The 15843-nt window shown below is 37.3% G+C and carries 16 protein-coding genes and 3 pseudogenes; 11 read left to right on the top strand and 8 right to left on the bottom strand.

The window, feature by feature from the left end; translation table 11 throughout:
- Window positions 1–19: 19 nt before the first annotated feature.
- Window positions 20–772, bottom strand: a complete 753-nt coding sequence (locus SanJ4206_RS06870; protein WP_003030160.1) for an iron ABC transporter ATP-binding protein — start codon at window positions 770–772, stop codon at window positions 20–22.
- A 1-nt stretch (window position 773) separates the two neighbouring features.
- Window positions 774–1331: pseudogene (locus SanJ4206_RS06865) on the bottom strand (iron chelate uptake ABC transporter family permease subunit); the annotation flags it as partial.
- A gap of 95 nt (window positions 1332–1426) precedes the next feature.
- Between SanJ4206_RS06865 and SanJ4206_RS06860 the strand changes: the two are divergent.
- A pseudogene (locus SanJ4206_RS06860) lies at window positions 1427–2362 on the top strand (IS30 family transposase).
- 18 nt (window positions 2363–2380) lie between these two features.
- On the opposite strand, the pseudogene SanJ4206_RS06855 reads toward SanJ4206_RS06860, so the two are convergent.
- A pseudogene (locus SanJ4206_RS06855) lies at window positions 2381–2797 on the bottom strand (iron chelate uptake ABC transporter family permease subunit); the annotation flags it as partial.
- Complete coding sequence (locus SanJ4206_RS06850) at window positions 2790–3743, bottom strand: ABC transporter permease (protein WP_003030155.1); 954 nt, start codon at window positions 3741–3743, stop codon at window positions 2790–2792. The pseudogene SanJ4206_RS06855 and the gene SanJ4206_RS06850, both read right to left, overlap by 8 nt.
- Before the next feature lie 230 nt (window positions 3744–3973).
- Between SanJ4206_RS06850 and SanJ4206_RS06845 the strand changes: the two genes are divergently transcribed.
- The 10 genes from SanJ4206_RS06845 to SanJ4206_RS06800 all read left to right on the top strand — a co-directional run bounded on the left by SanJ4206_RS06845 (window position 3974) and on the right by SanJ4206_RS06800 (window position 13432).
- The gene (locus SanJ4206_RS06845; RefSeq protein WP_003030154.1) at window positions 3974–4807 is read left to right on the top strand and encodes a DegV family protein; all 834 of its coding nucleotides are present in this window, start codon (window positions 3974–3976) and stop codon (window positions 4805–4807) included.
- Between the two features lie 128 nt (window positions 4808–4935).
- Window positions 4936–5211 carry an HU family DNA-binding protein gene (locus tag SanJ4206_RS06840; RefSeq protein WP_003023726.1) on the top strand — a complete coding sequence of 92 codons (276 nt, stop codon included), beginning with the start codon at window positions 4936–4938 and terminating at the stop codon, window positions 5209–5211.
- Window positions 5212–5388: 177 nt separating this feature from the next.
- Complete coding sequence (gene perR / locus SanJ4206_RS06835; protein WP_003030152.1) at window positions 5389–5850, top strand: peroxide-responsive transcriptional repressor PerR; 462 nt, start codon at window positions 5389–5391, stop codon at window positions 5848–5850.
- Between the two features lie 140 nt (window positions 5851–5990).
- Entirely contained in the window at window positions 5991–6683 is a 693-nt protein-coding gene (locus SanJ4206_RS06830; protein ID WP_022525049.1) for a phosphoglycerate mutase, read from the top strand.
- A 155-nt stretch (window positions 6684–6838) separates the two neighbouring features.
- Window positions 6839–8899, top strand: a complete 2061-nt coding sequence (pbp2b, locus tag SanJ4206_RS06825) for a penicillin-binding protein PBP2B (RefSeq protein WP_003030150.1) — start codon at window positions 6839–6841, stop codon at window positions 8897–8899.
- A 10-nt stretch (window positions 8900–8909) separates the two neighbouring features.
- A complete protein-coding gene (gene recR / locus SanJ4206_RS06820; RefSeq protein WP_003030149.1) occupies window positions 8910–9506 on the top strand; it encodes a recombination mediator RecR in 597 nt (198 codons plus the stop codon).
- 132 nt (window positions 9507–9638) lie between these two features.
- The gene (locus SanJ4206_RS06815) at window positions 9639–10685 is read left to right on the top strand and encodes a D-alanine--D-alanine ligase (RefSeq protein WP_003030147.1); all 1047 of its coding nucleotides are present in this window, start codon (window positions 9639–9641) and stop codon (window positions 10683–10685) included.
- A gap of 132 nt (window positions 10686–10817) precedes the next feature.
- Window positions 10818–12188 carry a UDP-N-acetylmuramoyl-tripeptide--D-alanyl-D-alanine ligase gene (locus SanJ4206_RS06810; protein WP_003030074.1) on the top strand — a complete coding sequence of 457 codons (1371 nt, stop codon included), beginning with the start codon at window positions 10818–10820 and terminating at the stop codon, window positions 12186–12188.
- Window positions 12189–12226: 38 nt separating this feature from the next.
- Window positions 12227–12730 carry a DUF1697 domain-containing protein gene (locus SanJ4206_RS06805; protein WP_003030073.1) on the top strand — a complete coding sequence of 168 codons (504 nt, stop codon included), beginning with the start codon at window positions 12227–12229 and terminating at the stop codon, window positions 12728–12730.
- Between the two features lie 3 nt (window positions 12731–12733).
- Complete coding sequence (locus SanJ4206_RS06800) at window positions 12734–13432, top strand: YwaF family protein (protein WP_003030072.1); 699 nt, start codon at window positions 12734–12736, stop codon at window positions 13430–13432.
- Between the two features lie 105 nt (window positions 13433–13537).
- Here the strand turns inward: SanJ4206_RS06800 and SanJ4206_RS06795 are convergent, their stop codons facing one another.
- From SanJ4206_RS06795 to SanJ4206_RS06780, 4 genes are read right to left on the bottom strand one after another with little or no spacing between them, the layout of a single operon-like run.
- Window positions 13538–14086: a DUF6036 family nucleotidyltransferase gene (locus SanJ4206_RS06795; RefSeq protein WP_003030070.1), complete on the bottom strand. Its 549-nt coding sequence runs from the start codon at window positions 14084–14086 to the stop codon at window positions 13538–13540.
- Window positions 14079–14366, bottom strand: a complete 288-nt coding sequence (locus SanJ4206_RS06790) for a hypothetical protein (RefSeq protein ID WP_003030069.1) — start codon at window positions 14364–14366, stop codon at window positions 14079–14081. Before SanJ4206_RS06790 ends, SanJ4206_RS06795 begins: the two co-directional genes overlap by 8 nt.
- On the bottom strand, window positions 14366–14824 hold the full coding sequence (locus SanJ4206_RS06785; RefSeq protein WP_003030068.1) for a hypothetical protein: 459 nt from the start codon (window positions 14822–14824) through the stop codon (window positions 14366–14368). The genes SanJ4206_RS06790 and SanJ4206_RS06785 overlap by 1 nt, the downstream gene beginning before the upstream one ends.
- A complete protein-coding gene (locus tag SanJ4206_RS06780) occupies window positions 14814–15731 on the bottom strand; it encodes an IS1595 family transposase (RefSeq protein WP_003030066.1) in 918 nt (305 codons plus the stop codon). The genes SanJ4206_RS06785 and SanJ4206_RS06780 overlap by 11 nt, the downstream gene beginning before the upstream one ends.
- Window positions 15732–15843: the final 112 nt, after the last annotated feature.

The following is a 15843-nucleotide window of genomic DNA, read 5'->3' as shown; positions in this document are numbered from 1 at the left end:
ATTCCTCCAAAATTAATATTTATAGGTAAATACAAACTTTTTTACCATTGATTTCCCCAAGGGTAATGTCCATTTCATACAATGGATCTAAAATTTCTTTTCTCATGACCTGATTGGTTGTACCTTGATAAAAGACTTTTCCGTCTTTAAAGGCGACAATTTCATCAACATACTGACTGGCAATATTGATGTCATGAATGACAATGATAATCGTTTTTCCTAAGTCATCAACGAGAGAACGCAAGATTTTCATCATAGAAATACTTTGCTTAATATCTAGATTGTTTAGTGGCTCGTCCAAAAGGATAAAATCAGTGTCTTGAGTGAGCACCATAGCGATAAAAACGCGCTGCAATTGACCTCCGGAGAGTGTATCAATAAAACGGTTTCTTAAATCAAGAATGTCCAGATATTCAAGTGCTTGCTCTACTTTTTTGAAATCTTCTTTTGTCAAACGATCCTGACTATAAGGAAAGCGACCGAAAGAAACCAATTCTTCAACCGTTAATTTAGATTGGTAATTGATTTTTTGTTTTAAAATGGTTAATTCTTTGGCGAGCTCTTTTGAGTTCCACGCTTCAATTTCTTTTCCCTTGATACTGAGAAACCCCTGATCTTTCTTGAGCAAACGGCTCATAATAGAAAGCAGCGTTGATTTTCCAGCACCATTTGGTCCAATAAAGGCGGTGAATTTGCTCGGTGAAATATTCAGTTGAATATCTTCTAAGATTGCTTGATTTCCAAATGATTTGCCAACATTTTTTAATTGCATTCTAGCGTTTTGCCTCCTTAGCTAAAAGATAAAAGAAGAATAGCCCTCCGACAAGCTCAATGACCATGCTGACATTGATTTGGAGCTGAAAGACGCGCTCTACCAGCATTTGCCCAGTGGTCAGAGAAAGAAAACCGAGTAAAATTGCTACTGAGAACAACCATTTGTGTTGGTATTCTTTGATTAACAGATAGGCTAAATTGGACATCATAAAGCCGAAGAACATCATAGGTCCAACGAGAGCAATTGTCGTTGAAGTCAGCAAAACAATTGCCCATAGTATCTTTTTTTGCTCTTTTTCAACTTCTACACCTAAAATAGTCGCTGTCTTTTTATCCAAATGAAAAACATTCAAAATAGCGTTCTTCTTTAACAAATACAAACCTGCTAGTCCAATGATGATTGTAGCGACAGATAGAATATCCATATTCATTCGTTGAAAGGAAGGAAAAAGTTTTGTCTGCAGTTTATCATATTCGTTAGGATCCATTAGCACTTGCAAGAATGTACTAGCGCTTCTAAAGAGCGTCCCTAGTGCCATACAAATCAATAAAATAAATGATAATTTGTAAAATCTAGTGCCACAAAAAAACTCATATTGTTTCTTTTGTGTAATCTGTAATTACCCACACAAACAGAACCTGATTAAAAACTTTGAGCTACTTCCATCTTACCATAACTGACCGAATAATGATAGAAACCTACTTGGAATTATTTTTGAAACCTTGCCAAATTTCAAGTAAACTTGTCTTCTATTAGTCTACCATTTCAAGAGAGTTAAGACGATGCCAAAATGGTTATTCCGCAACCTCAGCACAGGAACAGTACGATCACAGGGCTAAGCAAAAAGGTCGGAAGTCTTGTTTGACACCAAAGTTGAAAAAGGAAATTGAGAACGGTTTAAAATCCTCCTGGTCGCCTGAACAGATTTGTGGCCGCTATCAGCTTGAACAAAAGCCAATGGTAGCTTTTAAAACCATCTATAACTGGCTCTATGCTGGTTTGATTGATCTGGATTTGAGCGTCCTTCGTCGTAAAGGAAAAACTCGACAACCCAAAGAAACACGTGGAAGATTTAGGATTGGTACGCCAATTTCCAAACGTCCTAAAGAGGTCCGTAATCGTGAAACTTTTGGGCACTGGGAGCTTGATACTGTGGTGTCTTCCAGAGGCAAAAGCAAGGGGTGTTTAGCGACCTTTCTAGAGCGAAAAACTCGTTTTTACTTAGCTTTCAAGATACCAGATAGAACAGCCAAAGCCATGTTTTCAGCCATCGAAAAACTTTGTAGGCTATTTCCAAAAGAGGCTCTTAAAACCTTCACTTCAGACAGGGGAAAAGAGTTTGCCTGCTATCCTCTGGTAGAGAATTTAGGAATTTCCTTTTTCTTTGCGGATGCCTATTCATCCTGGCAGAGAGGAAGCAATGAAAACGCAAATGGCTTACTAAGAGAATATTTCCCAAAGAAAACAGATTTAGCCACTATCTCTGATGAGGATTTGAACAAGGCTTTATATGATATCAATCACCGACCACGAAAATGTTTAGGTTACAGAACTTCTTGTGAAGCTCTAGAGGATGAGTTCGAATAAATGTTGCACTTATTCTTGCAATTTATAAAATACAAATCCTTGCTGGAGTAGCTTTTTTAATGCAGGTTGCAGGCAGAAAAAGAAGCCGCACTGTATGAGTAAGACTAAGATAAACTCAAGCAAAGGATGACTGGTATTGCCGATGAATTTGCTAGCAAAGAAAAGATAAATCGTCTGCATAAAGACATAGAGAGATTCTATTCCAAGAATGCTTGGTGTTAAAAAACGATTTTCTGTGATTGTTTGAAAGCTGATTGTAGCAAGACTTCCAGCTATGGCGACTAAGAGATAGGCTAGTAACTTTTGCAAGCGCAATTTCATAATAAAACCTGTTAAAGGATAGTCCATTGGCATGAGATATAACAAGCCACTCAAGCTAGCTACCAAAAGCAATAAAAGTAAGCGATTTCTTGTTTGACTCTTCATTTTATTCATGAGCAGCACCTCGCCACAAAAGATACACGAACGCCAAACTACCCAAAATTCCTAAAATCAAGCTGACGGAGACTTCGTAAGGACGAATGACTAGACGCGCTACAATATCACAGGCTAAGATGAGACAGGCACCAGTTAATGCGGTCAGTCCCTTAATGCGCGTGATATGGTCACCATAAAATTTCCGAATGATGTTTGGAACAATGACTCCGATAAATGGAAGAGAGCCGACTGTAATCATCGTCACACTTGTTGTCAATGCAATGAGAAACAACGTCATTCCCTCCATTTGGTAAAAGGAAATGCCTAGATTATGACTGGCGTCTTCCCCTAGATTCATAATGGTAAACGTGGCTGATAGTTTCCATACCGCAATCAAGATGATTAAACTTAAAAACAACCATTCATATTGATGTTTCTGAATCATGGAAAAAGAGCCTTGTGTCCATGAAGTCATGCTTTGGACAAGATCAAAACGATAAGCAATGATTTCTCCAGCTGCGCTAATCACCCCACTATAAATAATTCCGACAAGCGGTAACAACCATTTTTCTTTAAATGAGAATTTTCTGATAAATCTAATAAAAATAATTGTAAAAAAAATAGCAGATACAAAAGCAAATAGCATTTTTTGCGCTAATGTGGCTGACGGAAAGAAAAATAAACTGAGCAACATACCAAATTTCGCAGCCTCGACCGTTCCAACTGTACTAGGAGCAGCAAAATGATTTTGTGTAACAGTCTGCATAAGAAGCCCGGCAATGCTCATACTAGAGCCTGCTAGGAGAATACTAATTGTCCTTGGCAAGCGTGACTCCCAAAATAGCAGACCGGTCTGCTTATCTCCATATAGCAGTTGCCACCACGAAAAGTGGCTAGAACCAACTGTAATTGAAATCATAACCAGAGCAAGACAAAGAATTCCTAAAAATTTTGTCTGTTTCATTTATCAACCCTTTCTTAAAAGCAATTGCTTCAGCAAGATACATCACTAGGCTAACAAAAAAATAAAAGACTGTCAATTATTTTCTGAAAATTTAATAATTATGCCTATTTAGAAAAGTAAGAGGTTCTTACACATCTTTTACATATTTTATCCAGAAAAATTATTCCACAAAAAGTTATTTTTTTGATATAATAAATTAAATAGATAAAATTTATAAAAGTAGGAAAACCATGACAAAAATCAAAATTGTAACGGATTCATCTATTACGATTGAACCGCAAGTTGTAGAGGATTTAGAGATTACAATCGTCCCTTTGTCTGTAATGGTAGACGGTGTTGTTTATTCAGACGCTGACTTAAAAGAAGGAGAATTTCTTCATCTGATGCAGTCAAGTAAAAATCTACCGAAGACCAGTCAACCACCAGTTGGTGTTTTTGCAGAAATCTTTGAAACACTCGGAGAAACTGCCGATAAAATCATATCTATTCATATGTCGCATGCTTTATCTGGAACGGTCGAAGCTGCACGTCAAGGTGCAACCTTGGCAAATGTGGATGTAACAGTGATTGATAGCTCCTTTACGGATCAAGCATTGAAGTTTCAAGTGGTTGAAGCTGCAAAACTAGCAAAAGAAGGTGCAGACTTTGATGCTATTTTAGCAAAAATCGAAGAAGTGCGCGAAAAAACAGAATTGTATATTGGTGTTTCAACGCTTGAAAATCTTGTAAAAGGCGGTCGTATTAGTCGTGTGACTGGTCTTCTCAGTTCGCTGCTTAATATCCGAGTGGTTATGCAAATGAAAAACCACGAATTACAACCGATTGTTAAGGGGCGTGGTGTAAAAACCTTTAAAAAATGGGTCAATGATTTAGCTGAAGGCTTAAAAGATAAAAAAGTGGCTGAGATTGGAATCTCGTATGCAGGGACTGCTGAGTTGGCAAATGAGATGAAACAGGTGTTGCAACAATTTGTGACAGCTCCGATTCCTGTTTTAGAAACGGGTTCTATTATCCAAACACATACTGGGGAAAATGCTTGGGCAGTTCTTGTTCGCTATGAATAAGTTGGATATTTTTGGAAAGATAGAAAAAAGTTCGTTTTGTGCTTGACCTAATAGTAATTTTTAGATATGATAATACTTGTTAGAGTTAGTAACTGCTAACTCATAAAATTTTTTGGAGGATTTGTTAAATGGCTAACAAACAAGATTTGATTGCAAAAGTAGCAGAAGCTACAGAATTGACTAAGAAAGATTCAGCAGCAGCAGTTGACGCTGTATTTGCAGCAGTGACTGAATACCTTGCAGCTGGTGAAAAAGTTCAATTGATTGGTTTTGGTAACTTTGAAGTTCGTGAACGTGCAGCTCGTAAAGGTCGCAACCCACAAACTGGTGCAGAAATCACAATTGCAGCTTCTAAAGTACCAGCATTTAAAGCAGGTAAAGCTCTTAAAGACGCTGTTAAATAATGCAATTTTAAAAAGCCTATTGTATCAACGTTTCGGCGTTGAGCAATAGGTTTTTTTCTTGTAAAAGGGCAGATAAGGAGACTAACTTTATCATTTGCATTTATTTGCAATCATTCTAAATACGCATTTTTCTATTTTCGTGATATAATAAAGGAAAAAATCATGAGCAGGTAGGAAATGAAGTCACATCCTTATTTAGAACTCACGGATCAAGGTGATTATGAAAACGTTATTCAACGATTGAAAACAAAGGGAGTCCGTATTACAGAGACTAGAAAGGCAGTCATTGCCTATATGATTCGGACACATGAACACCCAAGTGCGGAAGCAATTTATCATGATTTACTTCCTGACTTTCCTAATATGAGTTTAGCAACAGTTTATAATAATCTCAAAGTTTTGGTGGAAGAGGGCTTTGTAGAAGAAATTAAGATTAGCCATGATAAAACGACTTATTTTGATTTTATGGGGCACGAACATCTGAATGTTGTTTGTGAAAAATGTGGTCGAATTGCAGACTTTGAAGATGTAGATATACCTGATTTGAAGCGCGAAGCTGAAGAACAAACAGGTTATAAAATTACAAAGACACAAGTCTTGATGTACGGAATTTGTCCTGAGTGCTCGAAAAATAGTTAAGGAATTGATGTATACGCTTGAATAAAGTAAATTATCAAAAATCAAATATTCTCCCATTGATACTGGATTTTTTTGAAAAAATTTTGTAAAATATAGTAGTGACTGTGAGACAGTTTTCAAAAATCAAAGGAGAATTTCTAATGGTAAAATTAGTTTTTGCTCGCCACGGTGAGTCTGAATGGAACAAAGCAAACCTCTTTACAGGTTGGGCTGATGTTGATTTGTCTGAAAAGGGAACGCAACAAGCTATTGATGCTGGTAAATTGATTAAAGAAGCTGGTATTGAGTTTGACCAAGCATACACATCTGTTTTGACACGTGCTATTAAAACAACAAATCTTGCTCTTGAAGCGGCAGATCAACTTTGGGTACCAGTTGAAAAATCGTGGCGCTTGAATGAACGTCATTATGGCGGTTTGACAGGTCAAAATAAAGCTGAAGCAGCTGAAAAATGGGGTGACGAACAAGTTCATATTTGGCGTCGTTCCTATGATGTATTGCCACCAGCTATGGCAAAAGATGATCAATATTCAGCACATACTGACCGTCGCTATGCAAATCTTGATGACTCAGTTATTCCAGATGCAGAAAACTTGAAAGTAACCTTGGAACGTGCTCTTCCATTCTGGGAAGATAAAATCGCTCCAGCTTTGAAAGACGGTAAAAATGTATTCGTAGGTGCACATGGTAATTCTATCCGTGCCCTTGTAAAACATATCAAACAATTATCAGATGATGAAATCATGAATGTGGAAATTCCTAATTTCCCACCGCTTGTATTTGAATTTGATGAAAAATTGAATCTTGTCAACGAATACTATCTTGGGAAATAAGCCCAATAAAATATTGTAAGCTCTGCGCAAGCAGGGCTTTTTAAAGTGTTGCGAGTTTTTTCTTTCTAGTTTGTGTTTTTTCTCAGTGTTTTCCATTTTCCACGACTTCATTTAGGTGGATTTATGGTACAATAAAAGATAGCATTTTGACTAGAATGAGAGATACCATGTCTAAGAAAAAAAGAACATTTAATAACCATTCAATCCCACGACGCTTGAATTTATTATTTGGAATTGTGATTTTACTGTTTATGAGTTTGATTGTGCGTTTGGGCTATATGCAGGTTGTCCATAGAGATTTTTATACAAAAAAATTAGCGACAGCTAGCAAGACTAAAGTGACGACCAGTTCGGTTCGTGGTCAGATTTATGATGCGAGTGGGAAACCGTTGGTTGAGAATACAACCAAGCAAGTCGTCTCTTTCACACGTAGCAACAAAATGACGGCTGCAGAGATTAAAGAAATTGCTCAAAAATTGCTTCCATTGGTTTCTATTTCCAACGCAGATGTTACTGAGCGTCAACAAGTAGATTATTATTTGGCAGACAGCGAGGTTTATAAGAAGGTCGTTAATCAGCTGCCTAAAAATAAAAAATATGGTACAGATGGAAATCGTTTGGCAGAGTCTAAGATTTATAATAATGCCGTTAAGAGTGTTGATGTAGCAAAGTTAAACTACTCAGATGAAGATAAAAAAGCTATTTATTTGTTCAGTCAGATGAATGCTATTTCTAATTTTGAAACGGGAAATATTCGTACGGATAATTTATCAGCTGATCAGATTGCGACAATCGCCTCTAGCTCGAAAGAACTGTCTGGTATCAGTATTACCACCAGCTGGGACAGGAAAGTGTTGGATACTTCTTTGGCTTCTATCATCGGAAGTGTTTCAAGTGAAAAGGCAGGGCTACCCGCAGAAGAAGTGGATACTTATTTGAAAAAAGGATATTCCCTTAATGATCGTGTTGGGACGAGTTATTTGGAAAAACAATATGAGTCTACACTTCAAGGAAAACGCGCAGTCAAAGAAATCAATCTTGATAAAAATGGAAATATGGAAAGCGTGAAAAATATTTCCAATGGTAGTAAGGGAAATAATCTAAAATTAACAACAGATTTAGCTTTTCAGAACGGTGTAGAAGACATTTTGAGAAAGTATTTTAGTGCGGAATTAGCGAGTGGAAATGCGACATATTCTGAAGGGGTCTATGCTGTTGCGATGAATCCTAAAACAGGTGCTATTTTAGCCATGGCTGGTCTGAAGCACGATACCAATACAGGAGAACTAACAACAGACTCTCTTGGAACGATTATGAACAACTTTGTACCGGGTTCTGTGGTGAAAGGAGCTACTTTAACAGCTGGCTGGGAATCTGGAGCCATCACAGGAAATCAAGTCATGACGGATCAACCAATTTCTTTTGGAGGCTCCTCTGCCATCACTTCTTGGTTCACGCAATATGGGGCTCGTCAAATTACGGCTTTAGAGGCACTAGAATATTCATCCAATACTTATATGGTTCAACTAGCTTTAAATATGATGGGAACGCCTTATACGCCCAATATGGCGATTGATTTGACGAATTTGGATTCCTCTATGGACAAATTGCGTAAAGCTTTTGCTCAATATGGTTTGGGAGCATCTACAGGAATTGATTTACCAAGTGAATCAGAAGGTTACACACCTAAGAAATATACGTTTGCGAACTACTTAACCAATGCTTTTGGGCAGTTTGATAACTATACTCCAATGCAGCTGGCGCAATATGCTGCAACGGTAGCTAATGGCGGTACCCGTATTGCACCACACTTAGTAGAAGGAATTTATGACAACAATGAGACGGGTGGTCTTGGAAAGCTGATTGAATCCAAGTTGACCAAAGAGCTGAATAAAGTTGATATTTCAAAAGAGAATATGGATTTGATTCGACAAGGTTTTTATCAAGTAGTTCATGGTACAAGCGGATTTACTACAGGGCGTACTTTGTCACAAGGTGAAGCAGTGCCGATTAGCGCCAAAACAGGGACAGCAGAAACCTTTGCGGGTGGAAAGGAAGCCATTAATACGAATGTAGTGGCTTATGCGCCAAGTAACAACCCGCAAATTGCAGTGGCAGTTGTGTTCCCGCATAATACAAACTTATCGTCAACCGTTAGTCATAGTATAACTCGTGATATTATTAACTTGTATCAACAACAACATCCAATGAATTAGAAAGGATACTATGCTTTATCCAACACCGATTGCAAAATTGATTGATAGCTTTTCTAAATTACCAGGAATTGGTATAAAAACAGCAACGCGTTTGGCGTTTTATACGATTGGTATGAGTGATGATGATGTCAATGAATTTGCTAAAAATTTGCTTGCAGCAAAACGTGAGCTGACCTATTGTTCTATTTGTGGTAATCTAACAGATGATGATCCTTGTGCTATCTGCACCGATGAGACACGTGATCAATCTACTATTTTGGTTGTAGAAGATAGTCGAGATGTATCTGCTATGGAAAATATCCAAGAATACCATGGTTTATACCATGTTTTGCAAGGATTGATTTCTCCTATGAATGGTGTCGGACCAGACGACATCAATCTGAAAAGTCTCATTACGCGGTTGATGGATAGTGAGGTAACAGAGGTAATTGTGGCAACCAATGCGACAGCAGATGGTGAAGCGACTTCCATGTATATCTCGCGGGTGTTAAAACCAGCTGGTATCAAGGTCACGCGCCTGGCTCGTGGATTAGCAGTTGGTTCTGATATTGAATATGCAGACGAAGTGACGCTGCTTCGGGCTATTGAGAATCGCACAGAATTGTAAAAAAGAAAATAGAGCTTTCCTTTAAAAGAAAATGGAAGCTCTTTTTCTATTCAAAAACAATCTAAAATATGATATACTAAAAAGCGATTAAATTTGTAGATTTCTTTTAAGATAAGAAGGTTAGGTATAAAAATGGCAAAACAACAAATTATTCTCCTTTACGGTGGTCGCAGTGCGGAAAGAAAGGTCTCTGTCTTATCAGCGGAGAGTGTCATGCGTGCGATTGACTATGATAAATTCTTTGTGAAGACTTATTTCATCACACAAGCAGGTGATTTCATCAAGACGCAAGAATTTTCAAGCAAACCTACCGACGATGAAAAATTAATGACCAACGATACTGTTGTTGCAAGTCAAAAGATTAAACCAAGTGATATTTACGAAGAAGGGGCAGTTGTGTTCCCGGTTCTGCATGGTCCAATGGGAGAAGACGGGTCTATCCAAGGATTTCTTGAAGTGTTGAAAATGCCTTATGTGGGTTGCAATATTCTTTCTTCTAGTGTGGCTATGGATAAAATCACGACTAAACGTGTATTAGCTTCTGCCGGCATTCCGCAAGTTCCCTATGTAGCAGTGATTGAAGGGGAAAACATAGACGAAAAGATTGCAGCAGTAGAAGCCAATCTAACTTATCCAGTTTTTACCAAACCGTCCAATATGGGTTCTAGCGTCGGCATTTCTAAGTCTGAAAATCAAGATGAACTGCGTTCTGCTCTTAAGTTAGCTTTCAAATACGATAGTCGTGTCTTGATTGAGCAAGGTGTCAATGCGCGTGAAATTGAAGTTGGTTTACTTGGGAACGAAGAAGCCCAAAGCAGTTTACCAGGTGAGGTAGTGAAAGATGTTGCTTTCTATGATTACGAAGCTAAATACATTGACAATAAAATCACTATGGATATTCCTGCAAAACTATCAGAAGATGTCATTGCCACTATGCGTCAATATGCTGAAAAAGCATTTCATGCTATCGGCGGTGTTGGTTTATCTCGTTGCGATTTCTTTTATACTGATAAGGGCGAGATTCTCCTTAATGAGCTAAATACGATGCCAGGTTTCACTCAATGGTCGATGTATCCGCTGCTTTGGGAAAATATGGGCATTTCTTATACGGATTTGATTGAGAAATTAGTCCTTTTAGCCCAAGAAACGTTTACAAAACATGAAAAACATTTGTTGTGAGACAAGATTGAAAGAACCGAAAGGTTCTTTTTTCTATTGTTTTAGTATGTCTTTAGCTAGTATGTGTAAAAGTAGGTTATTCTGTGGTATAATGAGAGAGTTAGAGAAATTTAAGACATATAGGTGAGAAAAATGCAATTAACGTTCTATGAAGTAGCTTCTGTATTGAAAGCCAAAAATGATGTTCATCAATTTCCGAATTGTACATTTAGAAATGTAGAATTTGACAGCCGATTGATTGAAGAAGGGGATTTATTTTTGCCTCTTAAAGGAGCACGTGACGGGCATGACTTTATTGCGACAGCATTTGAAAATGGTGCTGTGGCAACCTTGTCAGAAAAAGAATTGGACGACTATCCTTCTATTTTAGTTGATGATGTATTGGCAGCGTTGCAGCGTTTGGCACAGTATTATCTGGAAAAAATGAAGGTAGATGTCTTTGCGGTCACAGGTTCTAACGGTAAGACGACGACCAAAGATATGCTGGCTCACCTCTTGTCAACAACTTATAAAACCTATAAAACGCAAGGAAACTACAATAATGAAATTGGTCTTCCTTATACGGTTTTACACATGCCAGATGACACCGAAAAATTGGTTTTGGAAATGGGACAAGATCACATGGGGGATATTCACCTTCTGTCCACAATTGCTCAGCCAAAAGTAGGTATTGTGACGCTGATTGGCGAAGCGCATTTAGAATTCTTTAAAAGTCGTCATGAAATTGCAAAAGGAAAAATGCAAATTGCCAACGGCATGAAAGAGGGGGGGCTTTTAATCGTTCCAGCGGACAAGATTATCAATGATTTTCTACCGAGCCAGCAAAATGTAGTCCGTTTTGGTCCAGACGAAGATATTTTCCTAACGAAATTAGAAGAACGAAAAGATAGTTTGACTTTTGAAACCAATTTCTTAGATAACGCCATTGACCTTCCAGTAACTGGGAAATACAATGCAACAAATGCCATGATTGCAGCTTATGTGGCATTGAAAGAAGGAGTAACACAAGATAAGATCCAAAAAGCATTTGCAACGCTTGAATTAACACGAAATCGCACCGAGTGGAAGAAAGCTAAAAATGGTGCGGATATCCTTTCAGATGTTTACAATGCCAATCCAACCGCTATGCGATTGATTTTAGAGACATTTTCAACGATTCCGTTTAATGAAAAAGGTCGGAAACTGGCAGTTTTAGCTGATATGAAAGAATTGGGGGCTGATTCTAAACAAATGCACGGTGCCATGATAACCAGCCTAAATCCAGAAATTCTCTCAGAAATTTTCCTTTATGGAGAGGACATGGCTGCTCTATTTGCCTATGCTAAGGAAATTTTCCCGCCTGGAAAAGCCCATTATTTTGTAAAAAATGCTGAAAAAGATCAATTTTCTGACTTAGTAAAAGCTGTTAAAGAAGCACTCAAACCAACGGACCAATTGCTGATAAAAGGAAGTAACTCTATGAACTTAGCTAGTTTAGTGGAGGAATTGGAGAATGAAGGGTAACAAATAAAGTACAGTATCTTGCCCTCCTTCGTGGTGTGATGCCAACAGGACCAAATCGGATCCCTAAGATGAGTGATTTGGTTCAAATGTTGGAACAATCTGGTTTAGATAATGTTTCAAGTTATATTCAATCAGGCAATGTGATTTGCGAAACAAGCCTACCAGCTGAAGAATTAGCACAACACATGCATCAGGTGATATTGGAAAGCATTGGTGCAAATTTATCCATTATCGTAAAAGAAAAGTCTGATTTAGAAAATGCTATTTTAGGAAATCCCTTTTCTGAGGAGTTGGATTCGTCACGGATTCATCTCGTTTTTACAAACAATCACATTCCAACGGAGCAATTGGCAGAACTACAAGCAATGAACTTTACAGACGAAATATTTGCAGTTGGAGAAGCTTGCCTTTATATGTATTTACCAAGAGATGCCAGAAAAAAGAAGTTAAATAATAATTTTCTTGAAAAGAAGTTAGGTATTGTCGCTACAACAAGAAAGCTAAGTGTTATCAAAGAATTAAGTAATAGGATGGATGAGTAGGAGATGAATCTACAAGAATTTTTTACAAGTCATAAAACGGAGGCCCCTCAATTAACTCCATTTTGGTATGGAATGATGTTTTTAGGAATCATTTATGTCATGTATAGTGCTGTAAAATATCATAAAAACAGGCGCTATCAGAACTTTTTGAAAGCTGTACAAGGTTTACAAATTTTAGTGCTTTATGGCTGGTATATTGTGACCTTGTCACCAATTTCTGAATCACTTCCTTTTTATCATTGCAGATTGGCGATGTTTGCTGTTTTGCTACTGCCTGATTCTTCAACCTATAAACAGTATTTTGCGCTTTTAGGAGTATTTGGACCTATTTGTGCATTGGTATATCCTTTATTTGACCCATTTGCTTTTCCTCACATCACTTTAGTCTCCTATTTGATTGGTCACTATGCTCTTTTGGGAAATTCTCTCACATATTTGCTGAATCATTATGATAGTGAGCAGTTGAATTTACGGCGAATTGTAGAGATTAGCTTTAGTATGAATCTTTTATTGATATTTGTAAATCTGGTGAGTGGCGGAAATTATGGTTTTTTGAAAGTACCACCTTTAGTTGGAAATCATGGAATGATTGCTAATTATATTTTTGTTTCATTGACCTTGATTTTAGCAATTTTCGTGGTTTCTTTGATTTTTAAACAAATTAGACAAGAACAAGAAGAAACAGTAAGACAGGAAAATTAAGCTGTGCTGAATAATTTTTGGGAACTATATACCAGTTTACACTAGGTACAACATATAGTATTCAAGACTATCAAAAAAAGGCGACTTCCAAACGGAAATCGTCTTTTAATAATGTCTAAACTCTTCAGAGTATTCTCTCATATACTCTGCCAACCACTCCATACCATAGGCGATTTCAAAGACTTCTAAAACCATCGAAATATCGGGTTGAAATCCATATTCTTTTAGTTTAGTGATAACATCTTTTATAGAACGAATTTTCACTAGTTTAATAATTTCCCCAGCATCCTGCCTATCTCTATCTCGTCCGCTGTCTAGTTTCATTCCGAGAATGTAAGATAGTGGTGGTACAAGAATAGTTAGATTTGAATAGCTAAATGCCTTCTCACAGATAGACCGTGGCGGTAGTTTATTCATATTTGCAACATTGTTGTTCAGCCATAACTCATCAGGTTCATTTACTCCGAAATCATTACCAACTTTCTCAATAATGCTTCTGATTTTGGCATCTTCTTGATAAAAGGCATCGACATCTTGTGTCCCTCGGAGATTGTAATACTCCAGAACAAACCCACCAACACAGATAATTTCTAGGTCAATATTTTCCTTGGCTAGTTCTGTATTGAGGGCTTCAAATAAAACTTTCTTATCCATAATTCCCCTCTCTAAACAGCTTTAGAATATCTTTGGGCTGACTTTTACGGTTTGCTTGCAAGACATGCTTTCTAGTATGAGTGCCTTCTGTCAAAGCATCCTGAAGAGTTATTTTTTGGAAAGGAGTTAGACTAGGATTTTTCAATAGTTGTTCCACATCCTCATCAGTCAGTTTTGTTTCGTCATCTTGAATAACTTTGTAGAGGTAACGAAACCATAAGTCGCCGTCACTTCCAGCATGTTCGCTGGCTCTTACCATATAATCATACCATGTTATCATTATTGTTCCCCCTTGTTATCTCTAGGGTTATAGTGCATGGCTATCCAGAGTTTCTTATCAAAATCAGATAGTTCTTTTTTCTTTGGATAAACACAGTCACTCAAATCAGGGAATTTCAGACGATACTTTTTCTTGAAAAAGTTCTGAAATTCCTCTTTGCTTTCGGCGACATCAATCAAAGCTTCCAGCTCCGCTATGTGTCTAGCAATTGCTTTTCTATCCACTTTTTTGATGCTTTCTTTCAACGCATCATAAACACAAGTTTTCGTTAGCTGAGCATAAAAAGAGCGATGGTTAGTAACAAAATCAAAACTATACTTTTTATCCCAGAATTTTGTATACTTGTCATAAAATCTATCAGAAAGACTAACTTGATAGCCAATCAGCTTGCTATCAACTCTTCGTGCGATAGACCTTTCTAACTCAAAATGTAAATCGCTTAGTGTATTAGTAGCCATAAATCAGCTCCCTATATTTAGTACGGACACAGACATTTGAAAGTAAAAGATTAAAACGCTGACTATCCGAATAATCACGAGTGTTATAACGGAAAACAAACTCATCTACATAGTCCTGAAGATATTTTTTAGACCATGAGTGATAAATCCCTAATACGCCACGTTTCAATACAGCCCAAAAGCCTTCAATCGTGTTAGTATAGACATCGCTTTGTACATACTCACGAGCACCGTGATTTACAAAGTCATGTTGATACATCTTAGCCACTTTATTATAACCTAGCCATTCGTCCGTGTAAAGTTGTGCAGTCTCTTTGACATATTTGACGATTTGCTCAGTCAATGTTTTCGTTTTTGTATCTGGCACATGATGAGTGTTGACTTTCCCTTGGTGTTGTACCATACCAACTACTGCGGATTTGTCCTTCAGCAAACGTCCTTGTGCATTTTTGACTTTCTTTGAGTTATGACGGTTCTTGTTTTTACCGCCAATATAGGTTTCATCAACTTCTACAACATCATCAAGGCTATTGTTATTTTCAGTACCAAAACATTTGCGAATACGTTCTAACATAAACCATGCCGTTTTTTGAGTAACACCAATATCTTTTGATAGTTGCACTGAAGAAATCCCTTTTTTGTGGGAGGTTACAAGCCAAATCGCCATGAACCATTTACGCAGTTCAATTTTGGTATTGTCAAAAAGAGTGCCAGTCTTGATATTGAAGTATTTGCCAGTATTTTTACAACGGTATTTATTTCCTTTGCACTTATAAACCTTTGAAGTAGCATCAAAAGGGCTGATAATCACATCGCCCCAAATCATATTTTCTAAATGGTCTATGCATGACTGTTCATCAGGAAAAGCTGATTGTAAATCAAATAGTGACTTAAATTCAAACTTCATTACTGGTACTCCTTACTTCTTGATTGTATTATACCGAAAACAGGAATGTTTGTCAATAAAAATGTAAAGTTCTACTACACGAAATCTAAAAATTTTGATATAGATATAATAG

Source organism: Streptococcus anginosus (assembly GCF_001697145.1).
Classification (GTDB): Bacteria; Bacillota; Bacilli; order Lactobacillales; family Streptococcaceae; genus Streptococcus; species Streptococcus hominis.
The sequence above is the reverse complement of the archived record's forward strand: the minus strand, read 5'-3'. Positions and strand labels throughout refer to the sequence as shown.

What these genes read in the sequence shown, in the direction of transcription:
- SanJ4206_RS06810 (WP_003030074.1), top strand. Translation starts at nt 10,818, where the DNA reads ATGCAATTAACGTTCTATGAAGTAGCTTCTGTATTGAAAGCCAAAAAT.
- recR (WP_003030149.1), top strand. Translation starts at nt 8,910, where the DNA reads ATGCTTTATCCAACACCGATTGCAAAATTGATTGATAGCTTTTCTAAA.
- SanJ4206_RS06830 (WP_022525049.1), top strand. Translation starts at nt 5,991, where the DNA reads ATGGTAAAATTAGTTTTTGCTCGCCACGGTGAGTCTGAATGGAACAAA.
- SanJ4206_RS06795 (WP_003030070.1), bottom strand. Translation starts at nt 14,086, where the DNA reads ATGGATAAGAAAGTTTTATTTGAAGCCCTCAATACAGAACTAGCCAAG.
- SanJ4206_RS06840 (WP_003023726.1), top strand. Translation starts at nt 4,936, where the DNA reads ATGGCTAACAAACAAGATTTGATTGCAAAAGTAGCAGAAGCTACAGAA.
- SanJ4206_RS06815 (WP_003030147.1), top strand. Translation starts at nt 9,639, where the DNA reads ATGGCAAAACAACAAATTATTCTCCTTTACGGTGGTCGCAGTGCGGAA.
- pbp2b (WP_003030150.1), top strand. Translation starts at nt 6,839, where the DNA reads ATGAGAGATACCATGTCTAAGAAAAAAAGAACATTTAATAACCATTCA.
- SanJ4206_RS06805 (WP_003030073.1), top strand. Translation starts at nt 12,227, where the DNA reads ATGCCAACAGGACCAAATCGGATCCCTAAGATGAGTGATTTGGTTCAA.
- perR (WP_003030152.1), top strand. Translation starts at nt 5,389, where the DNA reads ATGAAGTCACATCCTTATTTAGAACTCACGGATCAAGGTGATTATGAA.
- SanJ4206_RS06850 (WP_003030155.1), bottom strand. Translation starts at nt 3,743, where the DNA reads ATGAAACAGACAAAATTTTTAGGAATTCTTTGTCTTGCTCTGGTTATG.
- SanJ4206_RS06800 (WP_003030072.1), top strand. Translation starts at nt 12,734, where the DNA reads ATGAATCTACAAGAATTTTTTACAAGTCATAAAACGGAGGCCCCTCAA.
- SanJ4206_RS06790 (WP_003030069.1), bottom strand. Translation starts at nt 14,366, where the DNA reads ATGATAACATGGTATGATTATATGGTAAGAGCCAGCGAACATGCTGGA.
- SanJ4206_RS06780 (WP_003030066.1), bottom strand. Translation starts at nt 15,731, where the DNA reads ATGAAGTTTGAATTTAAGTCACTATTTGATTTACAATCAGCTTTTCCT.
- SanJ4206_RS06845 (WP_003030154.1), top strand. Translation starts at nt 3,974, where the DNA reads ATGACAAAAATCAAAATTGTAACGGATTCATCTATTACGATTGAACCG.
- SanJ4206_RS06870 (WP_003030160.1), bottom strand. Translation starts at nt 772, where the DNA reads ATGCAATTAAAAAATGTTGGCAAATCATTTGGAAATCAAGCAATCTTA.
- SanJ4206_RS06785 (WP_003030068.1), bottom strand. Translation starts at nt 14,824, where the DNA reads ATGGCTACTAATACACTAAGCGATTTACATTTTGAGTTAGAAAGGTCT.